Below are 21180 nucleotides of genomic sequence, written 5' to 3' on the forward strand. Positions count from 1 at the left end.
CCAGCGCTGCAACGCTGACTTGATCAAGTGACTACCAGGATCATATTTACGGGAAGGCACGCCCTCCCTGATCCACAGGTCTTGATCATTCCTCGCTCCGGCCTGATAGATCGGGATGCCGTACTGGTCGAGGTTGGCGTTCATCGCATTTCGCCGTGCGGCCCAGCTGATCATCGCCCCGCTGTTGGGATCGACCGCGGCTCCGGCACCGATGGGCGTACGCCACGGGCTGCTGGGCGCGAACGACTCACTCGCCGCACGGGCCACGGGCGGATTTGCGCAGGCCAAGACGCCAAGGCTCATTGTGAGCAGCACCGCCGATGACGTGGTGATTCGTCGCCAACCCATCGCTGCGCATCCCATCGTCGATTTCCGTCGCGTGTGCTTGGCCGCGACCAGTGTGAATCCCGAGCTCACTGAACGGGACCAGCCTACCGATCGGGGCAAGTACTAGATTGTGGCCCGTCCTGGGTCCGCCAATGGCCGCAGCTCAATAGTTGAACCCCCGGCGAGCGAGACCGTCGGGGTTGCTCAGATCCCCTCACGACCTTCGATTTCAGCGACGATGGCGGACGACAACTCGTTTCCGTCGATAGCTTCGGAACCTGAAATGACTGCGATACAGCAACTATCACCAATCCAACTCAAAGTCACAGCATTCACGCGACCACTTGGCGACGTGACCACCACGAAGATCATCGGGTGCAAGTCAGTCTCGGTGGTCGCCCACTTGACCGAGTCGAAACGCGTTCGGGAACGAACGCCACCATCGGACCAGGTGACCACGTAGTCGCCGGAGTCAGGCGTCGGCAAGGACGCAGCATCGGCACTCACCCCACGTCTGCCAAGAACATAACCGACGCATCCGCGCAATGCAGACACAGCCGACCGAACAACAAAGAACATCAGCACCGCACCGGAATCGACGTGATGGCGCTTGATCCTCGTAGCTTGGTCGCGATCGGCGAGTTCAGTGTTCCCGATTCCGAAGGTACCGACATAGTTGCCGTGAGCAGCTACGGACCGGCCGAGAAATCGGCGCAAGCTGACCATGATGTACCACTGAGGGGAGTAACCTGCAGTGTTCAAACGCTGAGCAACTCCGCTCGCGATACTCATGCTCGTTCGTGCACGAGGACCAAGCGCTCCGACATCGGCGCGCCGCACGGCAATGCGTGAACAGGCGGGGATGGATAGCTGCTCAGCAGGCACAGCTGATTGCGATCTCGGTGTTCTCCGAGCACCGACGGCCCGAACCATCCGCGTCCGGAATACGTCAAACGAGGCAACCACGTAGCCCGGATTTCTGCTCCACAACCGCGCGAGGGCGAGACTCGCGCCCCGCCACGTAACCTCATCGGTGAGCGGGTTCTGCGGGCGATCGGCGAGCTCCAGAGCCGCCAACAGTTCGAGCCGAATGTTCGACGCGACGTAGGCATCGCCGGATTCGTGAGAGAACACGATCACACAACCTCTGTGTGCCCGCAGTATCTCGAGTGACTTCATGTGTGCAAGGTCTCTCGAGGTGTCAAGCGCCAGAGCGGCAAGCCCGTCCAACGACACATCTCCGACGTCTGTGACAACCACCAGCGGGTCATCCCAGTCCAGATAAAGGGCCGATAGAAACGGCCAATCGGTCACCGAATCCAGAGCACGACGAATCAGGTCCGTGGCCACCTCGGGATCCGGCAGCACCAGCGGCCACGCGATGGACGCTGTTCGCGCATTCGCCCACGCGCTGGGTGGTCGGTGACGTCGAGCCCGCACCCGACGCCGGTTCGGCAGGTTCAGGACAGGCACCTCCCCTTGTCTGATCTTCGCATCGCGATCTCACGTCCGATCACGTGCGTCGACCATTGCTCGAGCTGTCGGAATCGTCGGTAAACGTCTGTGCCGCCCCGCTGATCGCGGCTCTCGCCAAGGCTTGAACCAACCCAGGGCCGCCGCTCCACTCAGTATGGGAGACAACAGAAATGCCGCAGCAACGACGACGACATCGTCGCTGTATCCGACGGCAACGGACACGGTCAGAAGAGTCGTGGCGACCGAGCAACACTTGACGGCCAGCGCCTCAGCCGAGCGGTTCTGCGATTTCAAGTACACGCTTATGACCGTATTCCACGCGACCGCCGAGTACTGGAAGGCAATCAACAGGACAATGGTCCGACTCGCCTCATAGGATGCCCCCAACAGGAGGCGCCCCCATGCCTCTGGCAGGAAGTAGAAGGCGACACCCATGGACAGCGCGACCACAGACGTGGCCGCTGCAACAACCGACAGTGCACGCCATGTCGCTCTTGGTGAACGCTGCGCCCTTGCCGACTCCGGAATGATCAGTAGCGGCAATGCACTGGCAACTATCGCGAGCGGTGCCAATAGGGCGGTCGCACCCCGCATCGCCGCCGACGCGTCGTTGCTGAGGAAGATGGCGACCAACAGAAGCACGACGAAAACCGTCACCTGTTCGAGCCCGGCGTCCACCGCATACCTGACGCGGTGCCCTCCACCGTTGAGCAACCATGGAATCAGACCGCGAATTGAGGGCCTGATTCGCAGGCCCACAAGCAGTCCGATCAACGCCACCGTCGCGAGCATCGCCCACGCGGCGACCAGCCATGAGGGGGTGAGCCATGCTGGATGCCCCCAGGCGAGAACCAGGAATACAAGGCTGCCGAGGCACCAAATTCCATCCCACACAGTGGCAAACTCGGGATGCCCCAGAGTGATCGCGACGTATCGACATATGTCCTGCATCAACACGATGGGAGCCGCAACGGCCAACAAGAAGGTCTCGCCGACAAGCCCTGAACCAAGCCCGAGGAGGATGAGCGCAATCGAGAGTGGCACGCTCAAACACAACGCAGCAGTGACAGCACGCGATCCAGATGTCTTGATCTCACTATCCGACTTGCCCGCCTCCAGGAGCAGCGGGGTGCCGAGCGCACCTCGCAAGATGCCTATCGCGGCTGCCACCAGGGTGAAGAGAGGCGCAATACGCCCGAACTCGTCGATTGATGTGACCACGGCCAACGCAAAGAGGATCAGCCCGTTCCCGATACTCGAAAAGGCCTGGTCCAGCACGCCCCAAAGCGCTCTCAACCTACCCATGCGACAGGCGGCCAGACGGTTGGCCGATTGCTAGTCCGGTGAGTCCTCCTGCGCTAACCACTATGCTGGTGCTCCTGCTGGTTCTGGGGTGATCGCCGTCAGCAGAATCGGAGCCATCCGCTCAGCGATCTCCAGATGACCGAGATCGTTGGGGTGCACCTTGTCCGTTCCGATCTCTTCAGGATCCTGCACCCATCCCTCCGGATTCACGAACGTCGCCTGATGCTTCATGGCCACCGCTTGCAACTGCCGATTGATGCTTGAGATTCCTGGTGGGACAGGAGTACCAGCGAAATGCGCCCCCACCACGATCACCGCTGCTGACGGCGCCTTCCTCCCGATCACGTCCAGAGCCTTGGTGGCCGCAGAGTCCACTTCGCTGGCCATCGGGATATCATTGCGACTGCCGAACAGGATAACGATCTGCGCATCGGGGGTCACACGCTCAGCCAGTTCGACGAAAGTGATGTCGCGTGGCCCCCTACTCAAGTAGCCGGAACCGCCTGGGGCCAGAACATCTAACTGGAGTTCGACGTTGTCGGAGCGTAACTTTCGCTTGACCAAGTTCGTCCAGTTGCGCGCTCCGACCCCACCCAAATCGGTTCCCTGCGTGTATGAGTCGCCGATGATATAGCCGGTTACGATCTGGCGCGCGGGTAGTGAGGCAGTGGAGTCAAGGTTCTGTCCGACGCCTTTGTCAGCACGAACGGCTAACACGACCGACAGTGCCACCACCGTGATGAGAGCCAATCCTGCTATCCCAGAGATAGCATATGAACGAAATCTAGACTTTGCCACAATTCAACCCTCTTCGCGAGACCGGCTGGGCACGTAGACCCCCTGAGTATCGACTACTCTTGCTCAAGAAGGTATCTTGATATCGCCGACGTCACCACCGATAGCCAAGTCGGTATCGGCAATATCACTCAGTACGTTGCCTGCGACGGTCCCAGTCCGTACGAGGTTGAGGGCGATGCCCGTGTCGACGTACATGATCGAGTTTCCCGTGACCGCGAGCCCGGACAGTTCCGAGTGGACCTCGATACCGACCGAGGCACGGCCACCCACACGCCCTGCGATCTGGTTGTTCGCGATGACGACGCCATTCGTGATTCCGCGCACATCATCAGACACACTGACGCCACTTCCCAGAAAGTTCTCGATGCTGTTGTCGCTGATGAGAAGAACGCCGGTCTCGACGCCAGAGACCGGTCGGATCAGGACACCTGCCGACATTGAGCGCTCGCCATTGATCTTGTTGTTGACCAATCTCATTCCGCCGCCGGACTCCCACCGGATACCTGCGCCACCGAGATCACGGGCTTTGTTTCGTTCGATGGTGTTTCCCGTGATCGATCCATCGCCGGCGTCACCGCGAGTAGACGGGATGTTCACCCGGATCCCCGCCGTCCCGAACTCTCGAAACGAAGAGTCGAGCACGGAATAGTACCCGGCGCCCACCTCCAGACCGACGTCGAAGCCCCGGATGCGTGAATAGCGAACCTGAGAAAACCAGCCACGCAACCGAACTCCAATACGATTGATTGCCCGGCCCGTGCTGGCATACCCGACCTCGATACTGTCCAGTACCGACGCGTTGCCCTCCAATGTGAGGGCGGCCGACCCGTTACCCCCTACCTCGATCCGCGACCCAGAACCGTCCAGGCCCCGAACACCCATGAGGGTGGTGGTGTTTCGAGCGGTGAGGTCGCGGCTTACTCTGTATCGCCCCGCCGGGAAGAAGACGATGCCGCCGCTCGCGGGCACGTCGTCGAGCGCCGCCTGTATCGCGTCGGTATCGTCATTCCTGTTGTTCCCCTGGGCTCCGAATTTCGTCACGTCGGCCGCCGCCTGCGGAGCGAGACGCGGGTAGGACATGGTTGCGGTCACTGTCTCGGTAGGGCCGAGCGCAGGCGAACCTTGCGGAACTGGCTCTTCAGCGCAGCCAGCAAGAATCGGAATCGACAGCACGAGCAAGATTCTTCGTAGATTCCTCCGCATCGAAATCACCCACTCCTACGCCACGGCCCAAATCCTCGAAAACCCGACAGCTGGATCGGACGTCCCATTCTTGGCGAATACCTCGAACGTGGCGTAAGAGCCTGACCATTTCGCGATGCGCCGGTCGCGGATGGTCTCGAATGTACCGTCCGGCAGTGAAACCTGCGCCCGCTCACCGCCTAACCGGACCGATGTGTACAACGTCGCCGTACGGTCGACGGCGAGAGGCGTGACGAACCTGCCTTGGCGGATGACGTCCAATCGTGACTTCTCGCCGGGCGGCCACACACCAAACCACCACTCCGTAGGTGTGATCACCAGATGCACGGGAAGAGGCGGCCCTTTGCCGTTCTGAGACACGAGTAGTGCCATCGCACCATCGTCACCGCCGCCATTGCGTGGCCAGAAACTCCAATAGGCCCCGATCTCTTTGATGGACGCCCCGAGGTTCGAGGTGGTGTAGTAGCCGGCAACCCCGTCGGTAGATTCCGGGGAATTCGTGAGCATTCCGTCGACAACACGAAGGCGTGAACCTGGATTGTCTGGCGGAGTACCCCACTGTATGGCAGGCCCCGGACCGAAGGTCTTCGGCGGGACTCCATCCGGAAGTGTCGAGAAGTCGATCTCCACACGTTTTCCACCAGCGGACTCGGTGGTCTCTGGCGCAGTCGGCCCACAGCCGACCGCTGCCGCCAAAACGAGTACGACAATGCTCGCCCGGAATACTAGACGCACCATCGCCGACCGACCGCAGGCCCTCGCGTTCGACGCAGTCACGCCCACGGTTCTCCCGTGGACGGATCGGCTGGACTAGCTAAGCTCATCTCACCGTCAGGATCTCCCAGCGCGGGGTCATCGCTGACCCCTAACGGCTCGATCTGCCGCGCCTCCCAGATGTCCCTCTCCTTGCGCCCAAGAGTTGTACCGGGACGCGCATCCAATTCGCCTATCCAGCGCGCGGGGGTACCCGCGTAGATGCCCAGGCGCCCGGACGCGGTGCTGCTCGCCAAAACCGTTGACTGCGCGGCGACTACCGACAGCGGCGGAATATGCGCCCCAACCAAAACGACGCAATTGGTGAGCAGCCCCGAACGCGCCCCCAGCGACACCCGCCCGACATTCTGCACTGGTTCGTGAATGTCGGCTTCGTGGGTCAGGATCGTGGTCCGGTGGCCGCCCACGACAGTCATATAGCCCAGTTCCACAGTTCCCGAGCAATCGATGTAGTGGCGGCTCGTCACGACCGCCCCTTCACGCATAGCCAGCGTCCCCGCACCGTCGAGTTGCTTCTGATACAGCGGGTGAGCCGAGATCCAGTTGAATGAGCCGACACCGGCATCCTTTTCCATCTTGAGAAGTGCAAGGCCGCGGATGGTCGAGAACGCGCCGATAAAGGCTCCATCCGCCAGCTCGGCTCGCTTGAGCGAGAGCACTAGGCACGGGCTGATCCTCGCGGTCGGCGCAATCGAATGCCCGAGCAGCCGCAGGATGTGGTTCTTGCGCGTAGATGCCGGGAGCATCCACGACAGCAGTTCCAGCAATGCTCGCATCAGAGTTCGATTCCTTTCTGAATGCCTCGCGGCAAGACGACGGGCAGACCGATCCAATCGCGCACGTCAACAGAGCTGTAATGGTATGGCACATAGCGCGGGACGTCCTCGCGGACAGCTCCATATGACCGATTACACACGCACGGTGTCGAACTCGCAGGGCCACGACCACACCATCCGGGGGACACCGGGGGACACCAGGGTGAACATCAAACGTCCGCGAATCTCGCGATGAGGCATGTCCGCGACACCGCGTCGTTTGAGACTGATTCGAGTCTCGATGTCGGTCAGGTCACGATGTGAGACGGACTCACATTTCCCTCGGCCGAATGTGGTCGTTTCCGATATGGTTCACTCCATGTCAAATCACCACGCCGAGCCCGGGTCGGGGCGCGGCTATTTGCGCATGGACCGGCGGAAGTTCTTCACGGCATCCGCTGCGGCACTTGGTGTTGCGGCAGTGGGTGGTTCGCCCGCAGGGACCGCGAACGCGGCCACTACCCTGTTCTTCGACGATTTCACCGGTGCCGCGGGTTCGGCCCCCAATGCATCACGGTGGTCACACAAGTTGGGCTCCACCGGGTATTCGCCTCCTGCAATCTACACCGACGATCGTGCGACGTCCTTCCTGGATGGAAACTCCAACCTCGTGCTCCGGGCTGCTCGCTGCACGGATCCACCATCGTGGTTCCCATCGGCCAAATATCAGTCGGCTTCGTTGAGCACAAAGACGCTCTTCTCGGCAGGGATCAATACGGCTTGGGAGGCCAGGATCAAATTCGACCCGTCGAAAGGCTGCTGGCCGAGTTTCTGGACGATGGGCTCAGTTGGCGAATGGCCACAGTGCGGCGAAGCCGACATCATCGAGCTATACGGGACGTCGCTCGCGGGTTCCACAGTTCATACACCGGTGCCGGTGCCGCTCGTGTCGCGGACATTTCAGGCTCAGAAGAGGCTCAGCGTCGACGGCGGATGGCACACCTGGCGAATGGTATGGGATACCACAGGTTTCCGGTTCTGGGTCGACTACACTCAGGGCAAGGCCCCGTACTTCACCGTGCCGACCAATTCGCTGCCGTACTGGCCGTTCTCGAATGACAACCCGCTGTTCATCAAACTTCAGATGACAGTCGGCGGACCGACTGGCGAGGCTCCGATCTCGTCTGAACTACCGGTTGACATGCTTGTCGACTGGGTGCGCGTCACGACGACGACGTGACGGCCACCGAACCATAGCAATCTGCCAACTCAGCCGCGATGGTGGACATCGAGAACTCCTTCCGGACACCCTCCCGTCCTCGTTGTCCCATTTCAGCGGCCAACGCGGGGTCGCATAACAGGACCCGAATTGCCGCGGCCAACGCCTCCGGCCGCGCATTGTCGACGACAACACCACATCCGACTCTCTCCACGAAGTCAGCGAGTCCGCAGTCGCGCATAACGATTACCGGAACGCCGACAGAACTCGCCTCGACCACGGACATTCCGAACGGCTCAGCCTCCGCGGGCAACACGTAGACGTTGGCGCGGGCCAGCCTCTCAAGCACTTCCGAGGCCGACGTCGCCGGCTCGCGCGACAGGACTGCTTCAGGGTTTCCTGTAGCGTCGGCGAACTCCTCGACTATCTGGTCGACAGCCGTCGCGGCCCCCTCGTCCGGTCCGACGATGCTGAACCGTGCGTTCACCCCGTCCCGCAGCAGCAGGACCGCGGCCCGCGCGAAGAGGTCAGGACGCTTGCGAGGATGGAGTCGTGCGAGGAACAGCACCTCCGGCCACTCATGTGTGGAATCGCGGACGATGTCGGTATCCGGTACTCCATTCGGAAGCACACTGGTTGTCGCCAGCGGAGCAATCTCACGAATTTGCGCTTCTTCATCAGCGTTCAGGCAGTAGACCATTCGTCCGCGGGCCAGCAACGGCGCAGTAGCTACGCGGTCGAACATCCGAATGAGCCGGGAATCCTTCCGGACGACCATGCCGTGACATTGGATTATCACTGGAACTCGTACCATCAACGCGATCACAGTAGCAGGGAATGTGACTAGATCGCGGGACAGGTGAATGTGAATTACGTTGTAGCCGCGCATGTTACGCAAGAGCCACAGAAGCAGTGGCACCGAGAAGGTGCCCGCATATCCCGTCCTCGGCACGGCGCGACGCCGGGCCAGACGTGATGGAACTCCGTCGATCTCCGCATCTCCCACACCAAGACCTTCCGACGTCGCAGCCAAACTCACCGAGTGACCGATGCGGAGCAACTCGGCCGTCTGATTGAGGGCGACTCTTGTTGGGCCACCATAAGATCCGTCCTTCGCAGCAACAGAAACGACGTGCAGTATCCTCACCGTCCGGAACCAGCTCGCGAGGTATGGCGCCCCGAGCTGCCGGCAACCGCCTCTTCCTCTTCGTTCCATTCCGCGGTGGTGCTCGACGTGGTCTCCTCGTCATCGTCTGCGGGCACCTTCCGGGTGCGCCGGGCGAGGATGTAATGGACCCGATCAGCCCCGGCGGCAGCAAGAAGTCTTGCGACCTCGGCCAGATCACCGGACTTCGCTGCCCTCGCGGTGACCAACACCACGAAGACGTCGACCAGTGCACTCAGTTCAGCCACAGGGCTTGCGCCCGTACCGGGCACCAGTGCTGAACCCTCGATGATGACGAAATCGGCGTCTGCCGACCGCTGCTCGATCACAGCACCTACGCTCCTGGGCGCGGTCAGGCTGGTTGCGAGTCTCTGCCATAGATCGGTCGGTATATCCTCAGATCCCAGCAACGCCACCTTCGCTCCCCCGGTCACCAGCTCCTCGGCAAGGCCGGCCGCGACCACGCCCACTTGGACCGAACCCCGCTCTGTCAGCGCGGCCACGAGCACGCGTTGCGTATCCGCCTCGCGGCGCTCGCGCACGACTGTAGCAATGAGCGTATCCAGCGATCCCGAATGGAGATCAGCTCCACGGCCCGAGCGCGCCACCGCAAGTTCGGCCACCGGCGGACTACCGGTGAGCGCCTCGACATCTCCGCCATCCCGAACCCTGCGGTTGAAGAGCTCCGCCGTCAACGCGATGAGGATCCCGACGATCAAGCCGATGACGGCAGCTATCACTACTGTGATCAGTGTCTTTGGATAGACCGGAGATGAATTTGCGGTGGCCGGCGTCATCAAGATCAGTCGCGTCGTCGCCAACGCGCCACCCTGTGGCACCTCGACCCGCGCGACTGCGTCCGAAAGTGAATCGGAAACGGCATTCACGATCCGAACCGCATCGTCCGGGCTCGTCGCCGTTGCCGAGATGGTCAGCACAGCCGTCGCAGGAACGACACTGGCACTGACGGCGGACCGCATGTCTCCGATGGACAGATCGAGCCCAGCCGCGGTTCTGGCAGGCTCCAATACGGCATCTGAGTACACGAGCTTCGCATAGGAGGCAGCGCGCTCCTGCGACCCTTTGCTCGTGTCGTACGTGCTCGAAGGAATCTCACGACTGCCCGAACTGGCGTAAACCGTTGCACTTGCCTGGTATTTCGGGGTCTGTGCGTTGCAGTACACCAGCGCCGACACCGCGGCGACGGCGGTCACCGCGAGGATGACCAGCCATGAACGAAGAATCGTCGAGATAGCATCCCGTGCTGAAAAGCTGCGCATTCGAATTGGCCCCTAGTTAGCTTGACACGTCGTGTTCCGCCTAATGGCCAGCCAGGGCCTGGGGTGGATTCTACGCCACGCCAGTCGAGCCGCAACCGTTGCGAATGCGACCCAAGTCATAGCTTGCCGCGCGCACATCTATTGATTCTTTGTCGCGCTCCGTCGTCGATCTCGTGAGACCATAGCCACTTGGAAGTCGAGGCACCAAGGCCTCAAGACGACATGCATGCTCAGAGAGGGTGTCACCGTGGCAATCCAGGTATCGCACCGCCGGAGCACGCTAGGATTCACCCAGTTCGTCGACATGACCACGGTCTGTTCTCGCGGAGCGATCCTGGCACTGATTTGTGCCGCATTCTCTACGACGTGGGGTGTTATGCATGTCAGTGTGATTCAGATCGCTGACATCTTCTTGCTCCTAGCTGTCGGATCAGTGGGATTGATGACCGTTTTCGGCGGGTTGCGATATCACGTTCCGTGGTGGGTATGGACTCCGACACTGACCTTGCTGATCTGCGGGCTGACGCGAACCATTGCACCAATTCCGGACTATTATTTCGCCGATCGATATTCACTCCCTGAGGGCGTTCCGGGCGATCACACGAAGATCGCGATCTGGCTGCTCGCGGTTCTGGCAATTCCGCTGTGTGTCGTCGCTTGCTCGGCGATCGATACGCGGGTTCCCGAGTGGGTCGCAATCAGTTACCTCGCCGGATCTTGCGTGTCCAGCATCGTCGCACTCTCCGATCTGTCTGGCCTTACGGCGATTTCAGGCTCGTTTGGGTACACCAACATCACGCTCAGGCAGACTGGGCTCACCGCTCACCCGAACACCCTCGCGTTCGTCGCAATTGTGTCCATTCCCATCGCGAGCTACCTCTTGGGTTCGAACAGTCGATCCAAACAGTATCTGGCCGCAGTCGCTCTAGCCATCCTCGCCGGCGGTATTGCTGTGTCGGGGTCGCGCGGCGCTCAGGCGCTCTTCATACCTGTGGTGATTGCCTCGATTCTGGTCCAGCCCAGAACTCGCCGCGCTGCGGTGGCCAAAGGGTTCGCAGTTGCCGCGTTTGCCAGCGCGGTAGCAGGCGGACTGTTGCTGGCCTTCGTACTTCCCGATTCGGCGGTGAGTGACCTGTTCCGATTCGGTGACGACAATGTTGGAGCTGTTGGCAGCGATACCCAACGCACCGAACTGGCTGATCAAGGGTTGAATGATTTCTTCCAACACCCGTTTGCCGGAATTGGTATCAAACACATCGCTGACGCCCACAACATATATCTGCAGATTATTTCCGCCGGGGGATTGGTATTGCTGGCCGGTATGATTTCGTTCTGGCTCGGCTGCCTATCGGATGGGTGGAAACTCACGCGCAGCGGAGTGGCCCTGGCGCCATTCCTGGCAATCTCTGTGTGCTGCTGGTTGATACTCGGAATGGTTGAGAACCCGATCACCGACCGTTACCTTTACTACACTGTGGCGTGTATTGCAGGGCTGGCTTCCACGCAGCGCAACAAGCAGATCGCGGCGCTTGTCCGGGGCGGCAATCGAACTCGGCAGCCCTTGAATCCAGGCACGAGAGTCACCAAAGTTTGAAGTGTTCTCCCTTACGCAACAGAACGCCCGACAGCTCCGTCCCTGACCACATTCTTCGCCACCAGCCCGGTACACCACTGCTCGTAGGCATCGATACCGGCCTTCTGGCCGAGCTCCCGGTTCGCGTAGATCGGGCCCTGCACCGCGAGCATCTCGCAGCGTTGTGGGTCGTCCGCCAACGCCAAGGCCTCGGTGACCAGCTGTTGCGGTTCACCGGGAGCGACCACCACCCCCGCCCCTGAGGAACGCACCTCGTCTGCGCTGACCCCGTCGCCCGCCACGGCGGCCAAGACCGGGCGACCGGCAGCAAAGTACGTGGTGAGCTTGCTCGGTACGGCCATCCCGCGCAGTCCCGGAAGCTCGTTGACCAGGAGCATGTCGGCGGCGGCAAGGACGTCGGAGTACTCGGCGTCGGGCAGCGGATCGATGAACTGCAGCCGCTCGGTTCCGACACTTGCGGCTTCGAGCGCGGCACGCTGATTGCCGTTGCCGACGAGAACGAATCTGAGGGGCTTGCCGACAGCGTCGGCGTGCTGAGCGGCTTCGACCACAGAGTGCAAACCCTGCTTGAGGCCCATGTTACCGGTGTGCAGCACGACGCATTCGTCGTCGCCCCATCCGTGGCTATGCCGGATCGAAGCGACCTCGTCTTTCGATCGCATAGCAGGTTCCTGCAGATGTGACCAGTTTCGATTCACGCTGACTCCATCGGGCCGCACACCCATGTCGATCACCGAGTCCCGAAACTGACGATGAATGACCGAGACGCCATCGGCGCCACGGAGTACCGCCGATTCGAAAGCCAAGGCACCCTTCGCGAGAGCTCCTCCCCGACCGGTTTCCTCCACGCCGCGGCCGTAGAGATCCTGGACGATGGTTCCCACCGGTATCCGCTGCGAACGCGCTCTGGCAACGATCATTGCCGAAGCCATGAGTGGAGGGGTCACCGTGATCACGAGATCTGGGTTTCCCCAGTGCGCGCTCACGGCACGTCGCCCGAAGCTCACCTCGAGTCGCGTACGCCCGGCTAGCGTGCCGCCGGCCGACACGTGATGCGAGAAACGCCGGATACGGACTCCCCGAATGTGTTCCCACGCCTCCGACCGACCCTCGTAGGCAGCGGCGACCTTCCATTCGGGATAATGCGGCATGCCGGTGAAGACCGTCACGTGATGTCCGCGCTCGACCAGACCCTCGGCCAATTGCGTTGTGTACGGCGCAATTCCGGTTACCTCGGGCGCATAGTTGATGCCGATGATCAGGATTCTCACTGATCCACCCTTTCCGTAGCCAACGGGGCCAGGACGACACCGCCCGGTGGCACATCCCTTGCGACAAGAGCGGTGGCGCCGATCACGGCTCCCTCACCGAGCGTCACGCCGCGTAGCACGGTGGCACGGATCGCCACCCAAACCGAGTCGTCCACGACGATGGCCCCATTGTCGAACTCGAACGACGAAGATTTGCGATCGTGACTTCCCGTGCACAGCAACACATCCTGCGATATACAAGTGTTCGAGCCGATGATCACCGGCTCGAGGTTGAGAATCCAGGCACGTTCGCCGATCCAGGTGTCATCGCCGATCTCGAGCTTCCACGGCCAGTGGATCCGCACATCGTGCCGGATCAGCGTTCCCTTCCCGATCCTGGCGCCGAACGCACGCAGCACACCGATGCGGACTCGGTTGGGCACCCACCATCGAGACAGTGGCGATCGGATGAGCATCCACAGCGCCTGGATTGAGAACGGCCTGCCCTTGTCATAGCCACGGCCGGTGAAGTCCCTCAGCGACCACGATCGGTGGTTCACGTCGACCACCTGGTCGCCTTCCGCCAACGCCTCTGCAGCGCCCGAACCCTCAACCACACCGGTCATGACCGCAGTCCCGCCAGGTTGGCCCGGTACCAGGTAACCGTATCCGCGATACCCTCCGCCAACGGGATCTGCGGTCGCCATCCGCTGGTCGTCAACGTGCCGACGTCGAGGAGTTTGCGAGGAGTGCCGTCTGGTTTGGTTGTGTCCCAGAGCGTTTCACCTGTATACCCAACCGCATCCGCGACCATGTGCGCGATCTCGCGGATGGTGTGGTCCACGCCCGTGCCCACATTGACCTGAGTCGGGCCGTCGTAGTGCTCGAGAAGATGCAGGCACGCGTCGGCCATGTCGTCGACGTGCAGAAACTCTCGGCGCGGTGTGCCAGAGCCCCAGTTGGTGACCGCTTGCTGCCCCGCTGACCGGGCCTCGTCATAGCGGCGGATGAGCGCAGGGAGAACATGGGACCCGGTCGGCGAGAAGTTGTCCCCCGGCCCGTACAGATTCGTGGGCATAGCCGAAATCCAGGACAGTCCATACTGTTTGCGCACCGACTGGATCTGCAGTATGCCTGCGATCTTCGCGATGGCGTAGGCATCGTTGGTGGGCTCGAGGAGCCCGGTCAGCAACGCATCCTCGGGGATCGGCTGGGGAGCGAACTTCGGGTAAATGCAGGATGACCCGAGAAACAGCAGCCGGGGAACCTGGTACTCGAGCGCCGCGTCGAGCACGTTGACCTGAATCCGCAAGTTGTCGGACAAGAAGTCGACCGGACGCGTGCTGTTCGCCATGATGCCCCCCACCTTCGCGGCGGCGAGGACAACTACGTCCGGACGAGCGTCACGGAAGAACGCGAACGTGGCGTCGCGGTCGCGCAGGTCGAGTTCAGAGTGGCTGCGTCCGATCAGATCTCCGAACCCAGCCCCCGCGAAGGCCCGCCACAAGGCGGACCCGGCCAGGCCCCGATGCCCGGCGATGAAGACGCGGGATGATCGATCGAGTGGCGCCGGCACGAGTTCGCTCATGGTCAGCTCCACGCGGGCAACGCGGGTGTGTCGATCCACGGCTTGCCGGCACATTCGAGAGCGGCAATATCAGCGTCCACCATGATCCGCGCCAATTCGTCTGGGGCCACTGACGCCTTCCATCCCAACCGCGACTCGGCGGTACTGGGGTCGCCGATCAGTGCATCGACCTCGGTCGGGCGCAAGTAGCGCTCGTCGAACCGAACATGCTCCTGCCAGTCCAGATCCGCATGTTCGAATGCGGTTTGGAGGAACTCACGGACGGTGCACGGCACTCCGGTCGCGAGCACATAGTCGGCGGGTTCGTCGGCCTGCAGCATTCGCCACATTCCCTCGACGTACTCCGGTGCGTAGCCCCAGTCACGAATGGCGTCGAGGTTTCCCATGTACACATGCTGTTCGAGACCTGCCTTGATCCGGGCGACCGCACGCGTGATCTTACGCGTCACGAACGTCTCTCCGCGGCGTGGGGATTCGTGATTGAACAGGATTCCGTTGACCGCGAATAGGTCGTAGGCCTCGCGATAGTTTCTGGTTATCCAGTAGGAATACACCTTGGCGGCACCATACGGGGACCGAGGATAGAACACCGTGTCCTCGTTCTGAGGTGGTGGCGAGGCGCCGAACATCTCCGAGCTCGAGGCCTGGTAGTAGCGGCAGTGTATGCCGGCCAACCGGACTGCCTCGAGCAACCGGACACTGCCGATACCTGTGGTATCGGCAGTGTGCTCAGGCTCGTCGAAGCTGACCCGCACATGCGACTGTGCCGCAAGGTTGTACACCTCGTCGGGCTCTATCGTGCTCAGCAGAGTCACCAAACGTGCACCGTCACTGAGATCGCCATAGTGCAGGAATAGACGAACCCCCGATTCGTGGGGGTCCGCATAGAGGTGATCGATTCGAGTGGTGTTGAACGTCGACGATCGCCGAATGAGTCCGTGGACCTCGTAACCCTTGGACAGCAGCAATTCTGCCAAGTATGACCCGTCCTGGCCCGTGATCCCGGTGATGAGGGCTCGCTTCACATTTGCTCCTTCATGACGAACTGACGAGGGGGTGCCGACCGGCACATGGACTGTGGTGCTAATACGCACCATCCTTGGAGAGCACTGCCTTGGCCGTTCGCCACAGGATCACGAGATCACCTAGAAGCGACCAGTTTTCGACGTAGGACAGATCCAGCTGTACCGTTTCCTCCCACGAGAGGTCGCTCCGGCCGGACACCTGCCACAAGCCGGTCATTCCCGGTCGCACCAGCATGCGGCGAATGACGATGTGATCGTAGGTCTCGACCTCTTCCCGCAGCGGCGGACGCGGACCCACCAGGCTCATACTCCCGTCGAGCACATTGAGCAGCTGGGGGAGTTCGTCAAGGCTGTAGCGGCGAAGGATGCGACCCACCCGGGTCACGCGCGGATCTTCGCGCATTTTGAACAAGACCCCGTTGCCCTCGTCCACCGCGGCAAGCTGGGTTCGCAGCTGATCGGCATCTGCGACCATCGATCGAAACTTCCACATCCGGAACGGATTGTTGTTCAACCCGACTCGTTCACCCCGATAGAAGACCGGCCCCCTGGTGTCCAGCTTGATCGCGATAGCACATGCGAGCAGAACCGGCATCAACATGACCAGCGCGACCAGGGCGACCGACTTGTCGAACGCGTGCCGAAGTACGCGCGTCGCTCCCTCGTACCTCGGCTTGTCGACGTGGAGGAGCGGTAGTCCCCCCTGCGGGCTGACAAGCAAACGCGGTCCGGCGACATCGAGCAGCGCCGGCGCCACCAGCAGACCGACGTTCATGCCCTCGAGCTCCCACGACAGTTCTCGCATGGCGGCCGGACCGAGGGCATCGGCGGAGGTGACCGCGACCACCGTAGCTCGGGAAGATTCCACCGCGTCCCGGATGTTCTCGAACACGCCTACCACCGGAATGTCGACGTCGTCAAGGGCGCTGTCGGTTTCCACCCAGCCACCGCGAGGGCCGGTGGGTGTACAGATCCCGGACACGTTGAATCCCAACTCGGGATGCTTGCGCAGGCGACGGACCAGATGAGCCGATGAGGACTTGCCGCCGACGACCAGGACCTCGTGAAGGTTCTTGCCCTTGGCGCGTGATCGTTTGAGCCACTGCCGCCACAACTTCCGTTCGAGCAGAAGGCCCAGAGTGCCCAGCGGAATCGCGACCGCGAGAAAGCCACGCGCGATAGAGATGTTCAGGAGAAGAGCGGCAACTGCATACCCCCCGAAAAAGATGAAACAACCCCGAACGACCCGTGTGAACTCCGCGACACCGCTCCCCAAGACGCGACGGTCGTAGGACTGTGCCACCCTGAGGCAAAGCCACCATGCCACGGCCATGGCAAGCGACGCCGCCACCACCGACGAATCGAGTTGACCGACGGGGTAGAGGAAGCTGGTACCGAACCTGACCGACTGCGCCAGTGCGATACTCAGCGCGATAACGGCAAGGTCCGAGATCTCGAGCTTGTGGGCCAGTCGGCGCTGCCAGTCATGCGGACTGCGCGGAACGGCGCGGGCGCGGCGGTAGGCCAACCGCCGAACGGTGGTGTCACCGCGACCCATCGGGACTGCCACTGTGCCCCCCAAAGACTACAATCGGTGGAATTAATTCCCGGGATTCCCGACGTCATTGGAATTGCCTCTTATTCTGAGGCCAGTCCGAGGGACCTTCAATCAAACCGGGCCATGCAATCAAATTGTTGAATTCTTCACGCTGACTCAATCAATTCCATTGCGCGAGTGATCATCTTCGATCGCTGTAAATGAGGATATGGCGACCTGCCACCCCCCGCAACTCGAAATGGCAGAGTGGATCGATCAGACTACAAGTCATTCCTCCCCACACTCAAATATCCGAATAAAGTGACACATGCCATAATTAACCTACAACTAGTCGCAAGTCACGGCGTTGCCCTCGCGTACCTTAACCAGTGATGTCCAAGACAACGCGTACGCAGAATGTTGTTTGCGGGTCTTGTCGCCGACGGCTGTGGTGAACGCCCCATCTGCTCACGTCTCGGGCGGGACGCCCTGCTGGAACAATCGACCTCATGGCAGACGGCCCATCCGTGGAGACTCCTGACATCGGTGCCGCCGATAGCTCGGGTGCCGGGGCCGGACGGACCCGCCGGCGCCGTCGGTGGCGCCGCATCCTGATTTCCGTGGTTCTGGTTTTGGTCCTGATCGTGGCAACCTACTGGGGCCTGGGTTATCAGCTCTTCTATCGCGAACATCAGGACTCATTGCGTCACGTCGATGCGATCGTCGTACTCGGTGGCGAACACGACGGGCGAGAGGATTATGGCCTGACGTTGGCGCGGGAGGGGTACGCGCGAACCGTCGTCGTGTCCAATCCCTATCTCGGCGAACAGTACAACACCCAAGCGGCGAACTCGCTGATGCAGCGGGTGTGTGGATCAAGCACGTCCACCGTCGAGGTCATCTGCTTCGCACCAGATCCGTCGACCACGCGTGGTGAAGCGATGTACGTGGAACAGCTTGCACGAAAACGTAACTGGCATTCGGTCATCGTGATCAGCTGGCGCTTTCACATGGTGCGAGCCCGATACATCTTCGGCCAGTGTTTCTCCGGCGATGTCGTGATGCGGAGTGTTCCCAGGGATTATCCCAAGTCTATCGAGTACTGGGGCTTTCAATTCGCCTATCAGTACGGCGGATTGACGAAGGCAGCCGTCCTCGGCTGCGATGCGTGAGTCTGACTAACCCACCTAAGAGACGCCACCATCCGGCATTACCTCGATCCGGACCGTCGACCCGTCGGATCTGCGGTGCAGTACCGAGCCGGCGATCTCGCGACCGGGAGCGGCGACGCGGACGAACACCTGACCGTCCGACGCTTCGTCGAGCGTCGCCGTCGCAGCGTCGAGGAGTATCTCGATGGCCGGAACGGACGCGGCGTCGGTGTCGGCATCGACCCAGCTCGTGGAGTCGTCGAGCAGCACCACCTCGACGCCGCGGCGTCGTGCGCGGTCGACCACGTCGTCGAGGCCGAGCTCGCACATCAGACGCGCCCTGATGCGGTCGCGGAGGTGCGCCTCGAGGAGGGCGCACTCCATGCGTTCGGCGTGGGATAAGCTCTCCCGCTCCGTGATTCGCTCCAGCAGCGGATGAGCCAGCCGGTCGAGTGTTCGCATCTGGCGGGCACGTTCATCGGCGGCAGCGATGTCGGCGGAGATTGCCCCGATCCGATGTGCCGACTCCTTGCGCAGGCCGAAGACGGCGAGCAGGTCACGCCGGACGGCGTACGCGAAGAACACTGCCATCACCAGCGGTGCTACGTCGGTGAAGGAGACTGATCGAGACCGGCAGTGACAGGCCGACACTCACGCCCCAGCGAACCACCACCACCGATGTGACGAGCAGGCTCGCCCACGCCGCGACGTACCGCCCGCGCACCGTCATGAAGCAGTACACCGCGACCGGTCCGCCGTGCGCCCAACCTGCAAGGATCGACCCGGCAGCGGCTTCCGGGGTGACCATCAGGACCAGGAAGCAGGCCAGCGGACACGCGACCGCGAGCCCACATGTGACCATCAGCGGCAACGGATCACCCGGTACCCAGATCACGGCGACGGCCGCGAGCGAGAGCAGCACGGCAGCAACGACCGGCGGCCAGGGACGGGTGGGTTGGCCTGTCGTGGTGGCGACAACCGCGAACATCGCCACGACGTAGGCCACTGTCACCAACCATGCCCAGTGGCTTCGTGTTCCGATGAGGTCGAGAATGTCCTGTGCGCGATCCTCGACGCCGCGCGACCCTACTCGTGCCATCCGAGCATCACCGTCGTGCCATGTCCCGGCGACGAGGACACCGTCGCCCATCCACCAGCGCGTTCCATACGGTCCCGGATACTCAGTGCGATTCCGAGCCGGCTCGGGTCCACGCGATCCGGATCGAACCCCGGACCGCTGTCACGAATGGTGACGGACAGCGATGCCGCCGTGGCTTCTACCGAAATCTCCACGGGAACAAGGGTTCCGCCATGTCGACGACTGTTGCGGACAGCCTCCGCGGTAGCTCCGCACAGCGCTCCGACCAGAATCCTTGGGAAGGTCAGATCGGCGCTGCGCACGTCGGCGTCCGACGTGAGGTCCATGCCCGCAGCCGTATGCAGCTCATCGAGCAGGCCCGCGAGATCAACCCGGTCATCGTCGACGGCACTTGCCGGAGTCGCGATGGTGGACAGCGCACTTCGCGCGTCGTCGGCCAACTCCGGTGACGACCCGCGACGCGCGGCGACGAGAAGGGTCGACATCACGCTGTCGTGGGTGAAGGCGTCGAACCTGCTGCGCTCGTCGGCGCGCGCCCGAACGGCAGCCGCCAGCACGGCCTTTTCGAAAGTCTCGGTCCTGGTGTCGTCGAAAAGCCTTGCTGCCCTGATGCCCATGCCTGCGGTGCCGACGAACACCATCGAGAACGCATAGCCCCAGGCGATGTGACCGATCAGCGATCCGGTGACGCCCGGCGCATGGGCGGCATGGTCGATCAGGTTGGTACCGACAATCAGAACGGCGAGCGCCACGAACCCGGCCACGGTACTGAAGGCGATCACTGCGGCGATGGCGGGCAGCCCGGCGAACTGGGCGATCCAGACGGCCTGTTTGGTATCGAGGTAGTCACCCGTCCGGGCGGGCCACCACAGCGCGATCGCAACGAGGTAGCTGATCACCGCAACTGCTGCGGTGATCTGTATCTGCCGCATGGTCCCACGCAATCCCACCGGGATCAGGAGCACTCCGGTGCCGACGGTCGCGGGCACGGCAACCGCGAGCCACCATGTGGCCACGGTCGGTACGGACGCGACGATGAGTGAGAGGCACATGATGCCGTAGACCAGGTAGCCGATACCCACGAACGTCGCGAGGATTCTCCGGATACGACGTTCGGCCGACTCGTCGTCGGGAATCAGTTTCTGCGCTTGCTATCGGTGGACGACCTCATGTGTCGGTCTGTGTACGACCTGATGTGTCGGTGTCCGGCGTTTTCATGATGCAGGTGTGTCGTTGGGTGTGACAAGTCCTTGCCGGTCTTTGAGTCGGTAGCTGGGTCCGTTGATGGCCAGGACGTCGCAGTGGTGCAGGAGTCGGTCGAGGATGGCGGTGGCCAGGACGTCGTCGCCGAGGACGGTTCCCCATTCGGTGAAGTGCTTGTTGCTGGTGATGATCGTGGAGCCTTTCTCGTATCTGCGGCTGATCAGTTGGAAGAACATGTTGGCTTCGTCGCGGTCGAGGGCGAGGTATCCGACCTCGTCTATGACCAGCAGTGATGGGCGCATGAGGTTCGCGAGTTGCCGGGGTAGCCGGTTTGCTGGCTCTTCCGGATTCAGAGTGCATGCAGTCGTTCTGCGAGTTGGCCGGAGTGGATGAGTGACCGCAAGATGTAGTGGTTGAGGTTGCGGAAGCCG

General features: G+C 61.9%; 21 protein-coding genes. 4 read left to right on the plus strand and 17 right to left on the minus strand.

The window, feature by feature from the left end; all coding sequences use genetic code 11:
* Positions 1 to 133 precede the first annotated feature (133 nt).
* Entirely contained in the window at positions 134 to 454 is a 321-nt protein-coding gene (locus tag ACWDTD_RS19925; protein ID WP_449748865.1) for a hypothetical protein, read from the plus strand.
* 77 nt (positions 455 to 531) lie between these two features.
* Here ACWDTD_RS19925 and ACWDTD_RS19930 read toward each other — a convergent pair whose 3' ends face one another.
* The 6 genes from ACWDTD_RS19930 to ACWDTD_RS19955 all read right to left on the minus strand — a co-directional run bounded on the left by ACWDTD_RS19930 (position 532) and on the right by ACWDTD_RS19955 (position 6659).
* Complete coding sequence (locus tag ACWDTD_RS19930) at positions 532 to 1677, minus strand: hypothetical protein (protein WP_449748866.1); 1146 nt, start codon at positions 1675 to 1677, stop codon at positions 532 to 534.
* 153 nt (positions 1678 to 1830) lie between these two features.
* Positions 1831 to 3081: a hypothetical protein gene (locus ACWDTD_RS19935; RefSeq protein WP_449748867.1), complete on the minus strand. Its 1251-nt coding sequence runs from the start codon at positions 3079 to 3081 to the stop codon at positions 1831 to 1833.
* An 87-nt stretch (positions 3082 to 3168) separates the two neighbouring features.
* Positions 3169 to 3840 (minus strand): SGNH/GDSL hydrolase family protein, encoded by a 672-nt coding sequence (locus tag ACWDTD_RS19940; protein ID WP_449748868.1) that lies wholly within the window; start codon positions 3838 to 3840, stop codon positions 3169 to 3171.
* Positions 3841 to 3969: 129 nt separating this feature from the next.
* Entirely contained in the window at positions 3970 to 5079 is a 1110-nt protein-coding gene (locus ACWDTD_RS19945) for a glycosyl hydrolase family 28-related protein (protein ID WP_449748869.1), read from the minus strand.
* Between the two features lie 45 nt (positions 5080 to 5124).
* On the minus strand, positions 5125 to 5739 hold the full coding sequence (locus ACWDTD_RS19950; RefSeq protein ID WP_449748870.1) for a hypothetical protein: 615 nt from the start codon (positions 5737 to 5739) through the stop codon (positions 5125 to 5127).
* A 143-nt stretch (positions 5740 to 5882) separates the two neighbouring features.
* Positions 5883 to 6659: an acyltransferase gene (locus ACWDTD_RS19955; protein ID WP_449748871.1), complete on the minus strand. Its 777-nt coding sequence runs from the start codon at positions 6657 to 6659 to the stop codon at positions 5883 to 5885.
* A gap of 358 nt (positions 6660 to 7017) precedes the next feature.
* Here ACWDTD_RS19955 and ACWDTD_RS19960 point away from each other — a divergent pair, with 358 nt between their 5' ends.
* Positions 7018 to 7878 (plus strand): glycoside hydrolase family 16 protein, encoded by an 861-nt coding sequence (locus ACWDTD_RS19960; RefSeq protein ID WP_449748872.1) that lies wholly within the window; start codon positions 7018 to 7020, stop codon positions 7876 to 7878.
* Here the strand turns inward: ACWDTD_RS19960 and ACWDTD_RS19965 are convergent.
* Together ACWDTD_RS19965 and ACWDTD_RS19970 are read right to left on the minus strand one after the other, a co-directional pair.
* The gene (locus tag ACWDTD_RS19965; RefSeq protein WP_449748873.1) at positions 7862 to 9004 is read right to left on the minus strand and encodes a glycosyltransferase; all 1143 of its coding nucleotides are present in this window, start codon (positions 9002 to 9004) and stop codon (positions 7862 to 7864) included. The genes ACWDTD_RS19960 and ACWDTD_RS19965 overlap by 17 nt on opposite strands.
* Positions 9001 to 10302 carry a YveK family protein gene (locus tag ACWDTD_RS19970; RefSeq protein WP_449748874.1) on the minus strand — a complete coding sequence of 434 codons (1302 nt, stop codon included), beginning with the start codon at positions 10300 to 10302 and terminating at the stop codon, positions 9001 to 9003. Before ACWDTD_RS19970 ends, ACWDTD_RS19965 begins: the two co-directional genes overlap by 4 nt.
* A 247-nt stretch (positions 10303 to 10549) precedes the next feature.
* On the opposite strand from ACWDTD_RS19970, the gene ACWDTD_RS19975 reads away from it, so the two are divergent.
* Positions 10550 to 11896: an O-antigen ligase family protein gene (locus ACWDTD_RS19975; RefSeq protein WP_449748875.1), complete on the plus strand. Its 1347-nt coding sequence runs from the start codon at positions 10550 to 10552 to the stop codon at positions 11894 to 11896.
* A gap of 11 nt (positions 11897 to 11907) precedes the next feature.
* Here ACWDTD_RS19975 and ACWDTD_RS19980 read toward each other — a convergent pair whose 3' ends face one another.
* Genes ACWDTD_RS19980 through ACWDTD_RS20000 form a run of 5 tightly spaced genes read right to left on the minus strand, consistent with a single transcriptional unit; the run spans position 11908 to position 17317 of the window.
* Positions 11908 to 13167, minus strand: a complete 1260-nt coding sequence (locus ACWDTD_RS19980; protein ID WP_449748876.1) for a glycosyltransferase family 4 protein — start codon at positions 13165 to 13167, stop codon at positions 11908 to 11910.
* Complete coding sequence (locus ACWDTD_RS19985) at positions 13164 to 13772, minus strand: putative colanic acid biosynthesis acetyltransferase (RefSeq protein ID WP_449748877.1); 609 nt, start codon at positions 13770 to 13772, stop codon at positions 13164 to 13166. Before ACWDTD_RS19985 ends, ACWDTD_RS19980 begins: the two co-directional genes overlap by 4 nt.
* The gene (locus ACWDTD_RS19990) at positions 13769 to 14734 is read right to left on the minus strand and encodes a GDP-L-fucose synthase family protein (RefSeq protein WP_449748878.1); all 966 of its coding nucleotides are present in this window, start codon (positions 14732 to 14734) and stop codon (positions 13769 to 13771) included. Before ACWDTD_RS19990 ends, ACWDTD_RS19985 begins: the two co-directional genes overlap by 4 nt.
* 2 nt (positions 14735 to 14736) lie before the next feature.
* Positions 14737 to 15759 carry a GDP-mannose 4,6-dehydratase gene (gene gmd, locus ACWDTD_RS19995; RefSeq protein ID WP_449748879.1) on the minus strand — a complete coding sequence of 341 codons (1023 nt, stop codon included), beginning with the start codon at positions 15757 to 15759 and terminating at the stop codon, positions 14737 to 14739.
* Between the two features lie 58 nt (positions 15760 to 15817).
* A complete protein-coding gene (locus tag ACWDTD_RS20000) occupies positions 15818 to 17317 on the minus strand; it encodes a sugar transferase (RefSeq protein ID WP_449748880.1) in 1500 nt (499 codons plus the stop codon).
* A 488-nt stretch (positions 17318 to 17805) separates the two neighbouring features.
* On the opposite strand from ACWDTD_RS20000, the gene ACWDTD_RS20005 reads away from it, so the two are divergent.
* Positions 17806 to 18468: a YdcF family protein gene (locus ACWDTD_RS20005; RefSeq protein WP_449748881.1), complete on the plus strand. Its 663-nt coding sequence runs from the start codon at positions 17806 to 17808 to the stop codon at positions 18466 to 18468.
* A gap of 15 nt (positions 18469 to 18483) precedes the next feature.
* Here ACWDTD_RS20005 and ACWDTD_RS20010 read toward each other — a convergent pair whose 3' ends face one another.
* From ACWDTD_RS20010 to ACWDTD_RS20025, 4 genes are all read right to left on the minus strand, one after another.
* On the minus strand, positions 18484 to 19038 hold the full coding sequence (locus tag ACWDTD_RS20010) for a hypothetical protein (protein ID WP_449748882.1): 555 nt from the start codon (positions 19036 to 19038) through the stop codon (positions 18484 to 18486).
* Entirely contained in the window at positions 19004 to 19546 is a 543-nt protein-coding gene (locus ACWDTD_RS20015) for a hypothetical protein (RefSeq protein WP_449748883.1), read from the minus strand. The genes ACWDTD_RS20010 and ACWDTD_RS20015 overlap by 35 nt, the downstream gene beginning before the upstream one ends.
* Complete coding sequence (locus ACWDTD_RS20020; RefSeq protein ID WP_449748884.1) at positions 19534 to 20628, minus strand: sensor histidine kinase; 1095 nt, start codon at positions 20626 to 20628, stop codon at positions 19534 to 19536. The genes ACWDTD_RS20015 and ACWDTD_RS20020 overlap by 13 nt, the downstream gene beginning before the upstream one ends.
* 132 nt (positions 20629 to 20760) lie before the next feature.
* Positions 20761 to 21102, minus strand: coding sequence for an ATP-binding protein (locus ACWDTD_RS20025; RefSeq protein WP_449748885.1), 342 nt, complete (start codon positions 21100 to 21102; stop codon positions 20761 to 20763).
* Between the last annotated feature and the right edge of the window lie 78 nt (positions 21103 to 21180).

Source organism: Gordonia sp. NPDC003425 (genome assembly GCF_053588635.1).

Coding starts and splice junctions, on each gene's coding strand:
- ACWDTD_RS19970 (WP_449748874.1), bottom strand. CDS start 10,302: ATGCGCAGCTTTTCAGCACGGGATGCTATCTCGACGATTCTTCGTTCA.
- ACWDTD_RS19955 (WP_449748871.1), bottom strand. CDS start 6,659: ATGCGAGCATTGCTGGAACTGCTGTCGTGGATGCTCCCGGCATCTACG.
- ACWDTD_RS19960 (WP_449748872.1), top strand. CDS start 7,018: ATGTCAAATCACCACGCCGAGCCCGGGTCGGGGCGCGGCTATTTGCGC.
- ACWDTD_RS20005 (WP_449748881.1), top strand. CDS start 17,806: ATGGCAGACGGCCCATCCGTGGAGACTCCTGACATCGGTGCCGCCGAT.
- ACWDTD_RS20015 (WP_449748883.1), bottom strand. CDS start 19,546: ATGGCACGAGTAGGGTCGCGCGGCGTCGAGGATCGCGCACAGGACATT.
- ACWDTD_RS19985 (WP_449748877.1), bottom strand. CDS start 13,772: ATGACCGGTGTGGTTGAGGGTTCGGGCGCTGCAGAGGCGTTGGCGGAA.
- ACWDTD_RS20010 (WP_449748882.1), bottom strand. CDS start 19,038: ATGGCAGTGTTCTTCGCGTACGCCGTCCGGCGTGACCTGCTCGCCGTC.
- ACWDTD_RS19990 (WP_449748878.1), bottom strand. CDS start 14,734: ATGAGCGAACTCGTGCCGGCGCCACTCGATCGATCATCCCGCGTCTTC.
- ACWDTD_RS20000 (WP_449748880.1), bottom strand. CDS start 17,317: ATGGGTCGCGGTGACACCACCGTTCGGCGGTTGGCCTACCGCCGCGCC.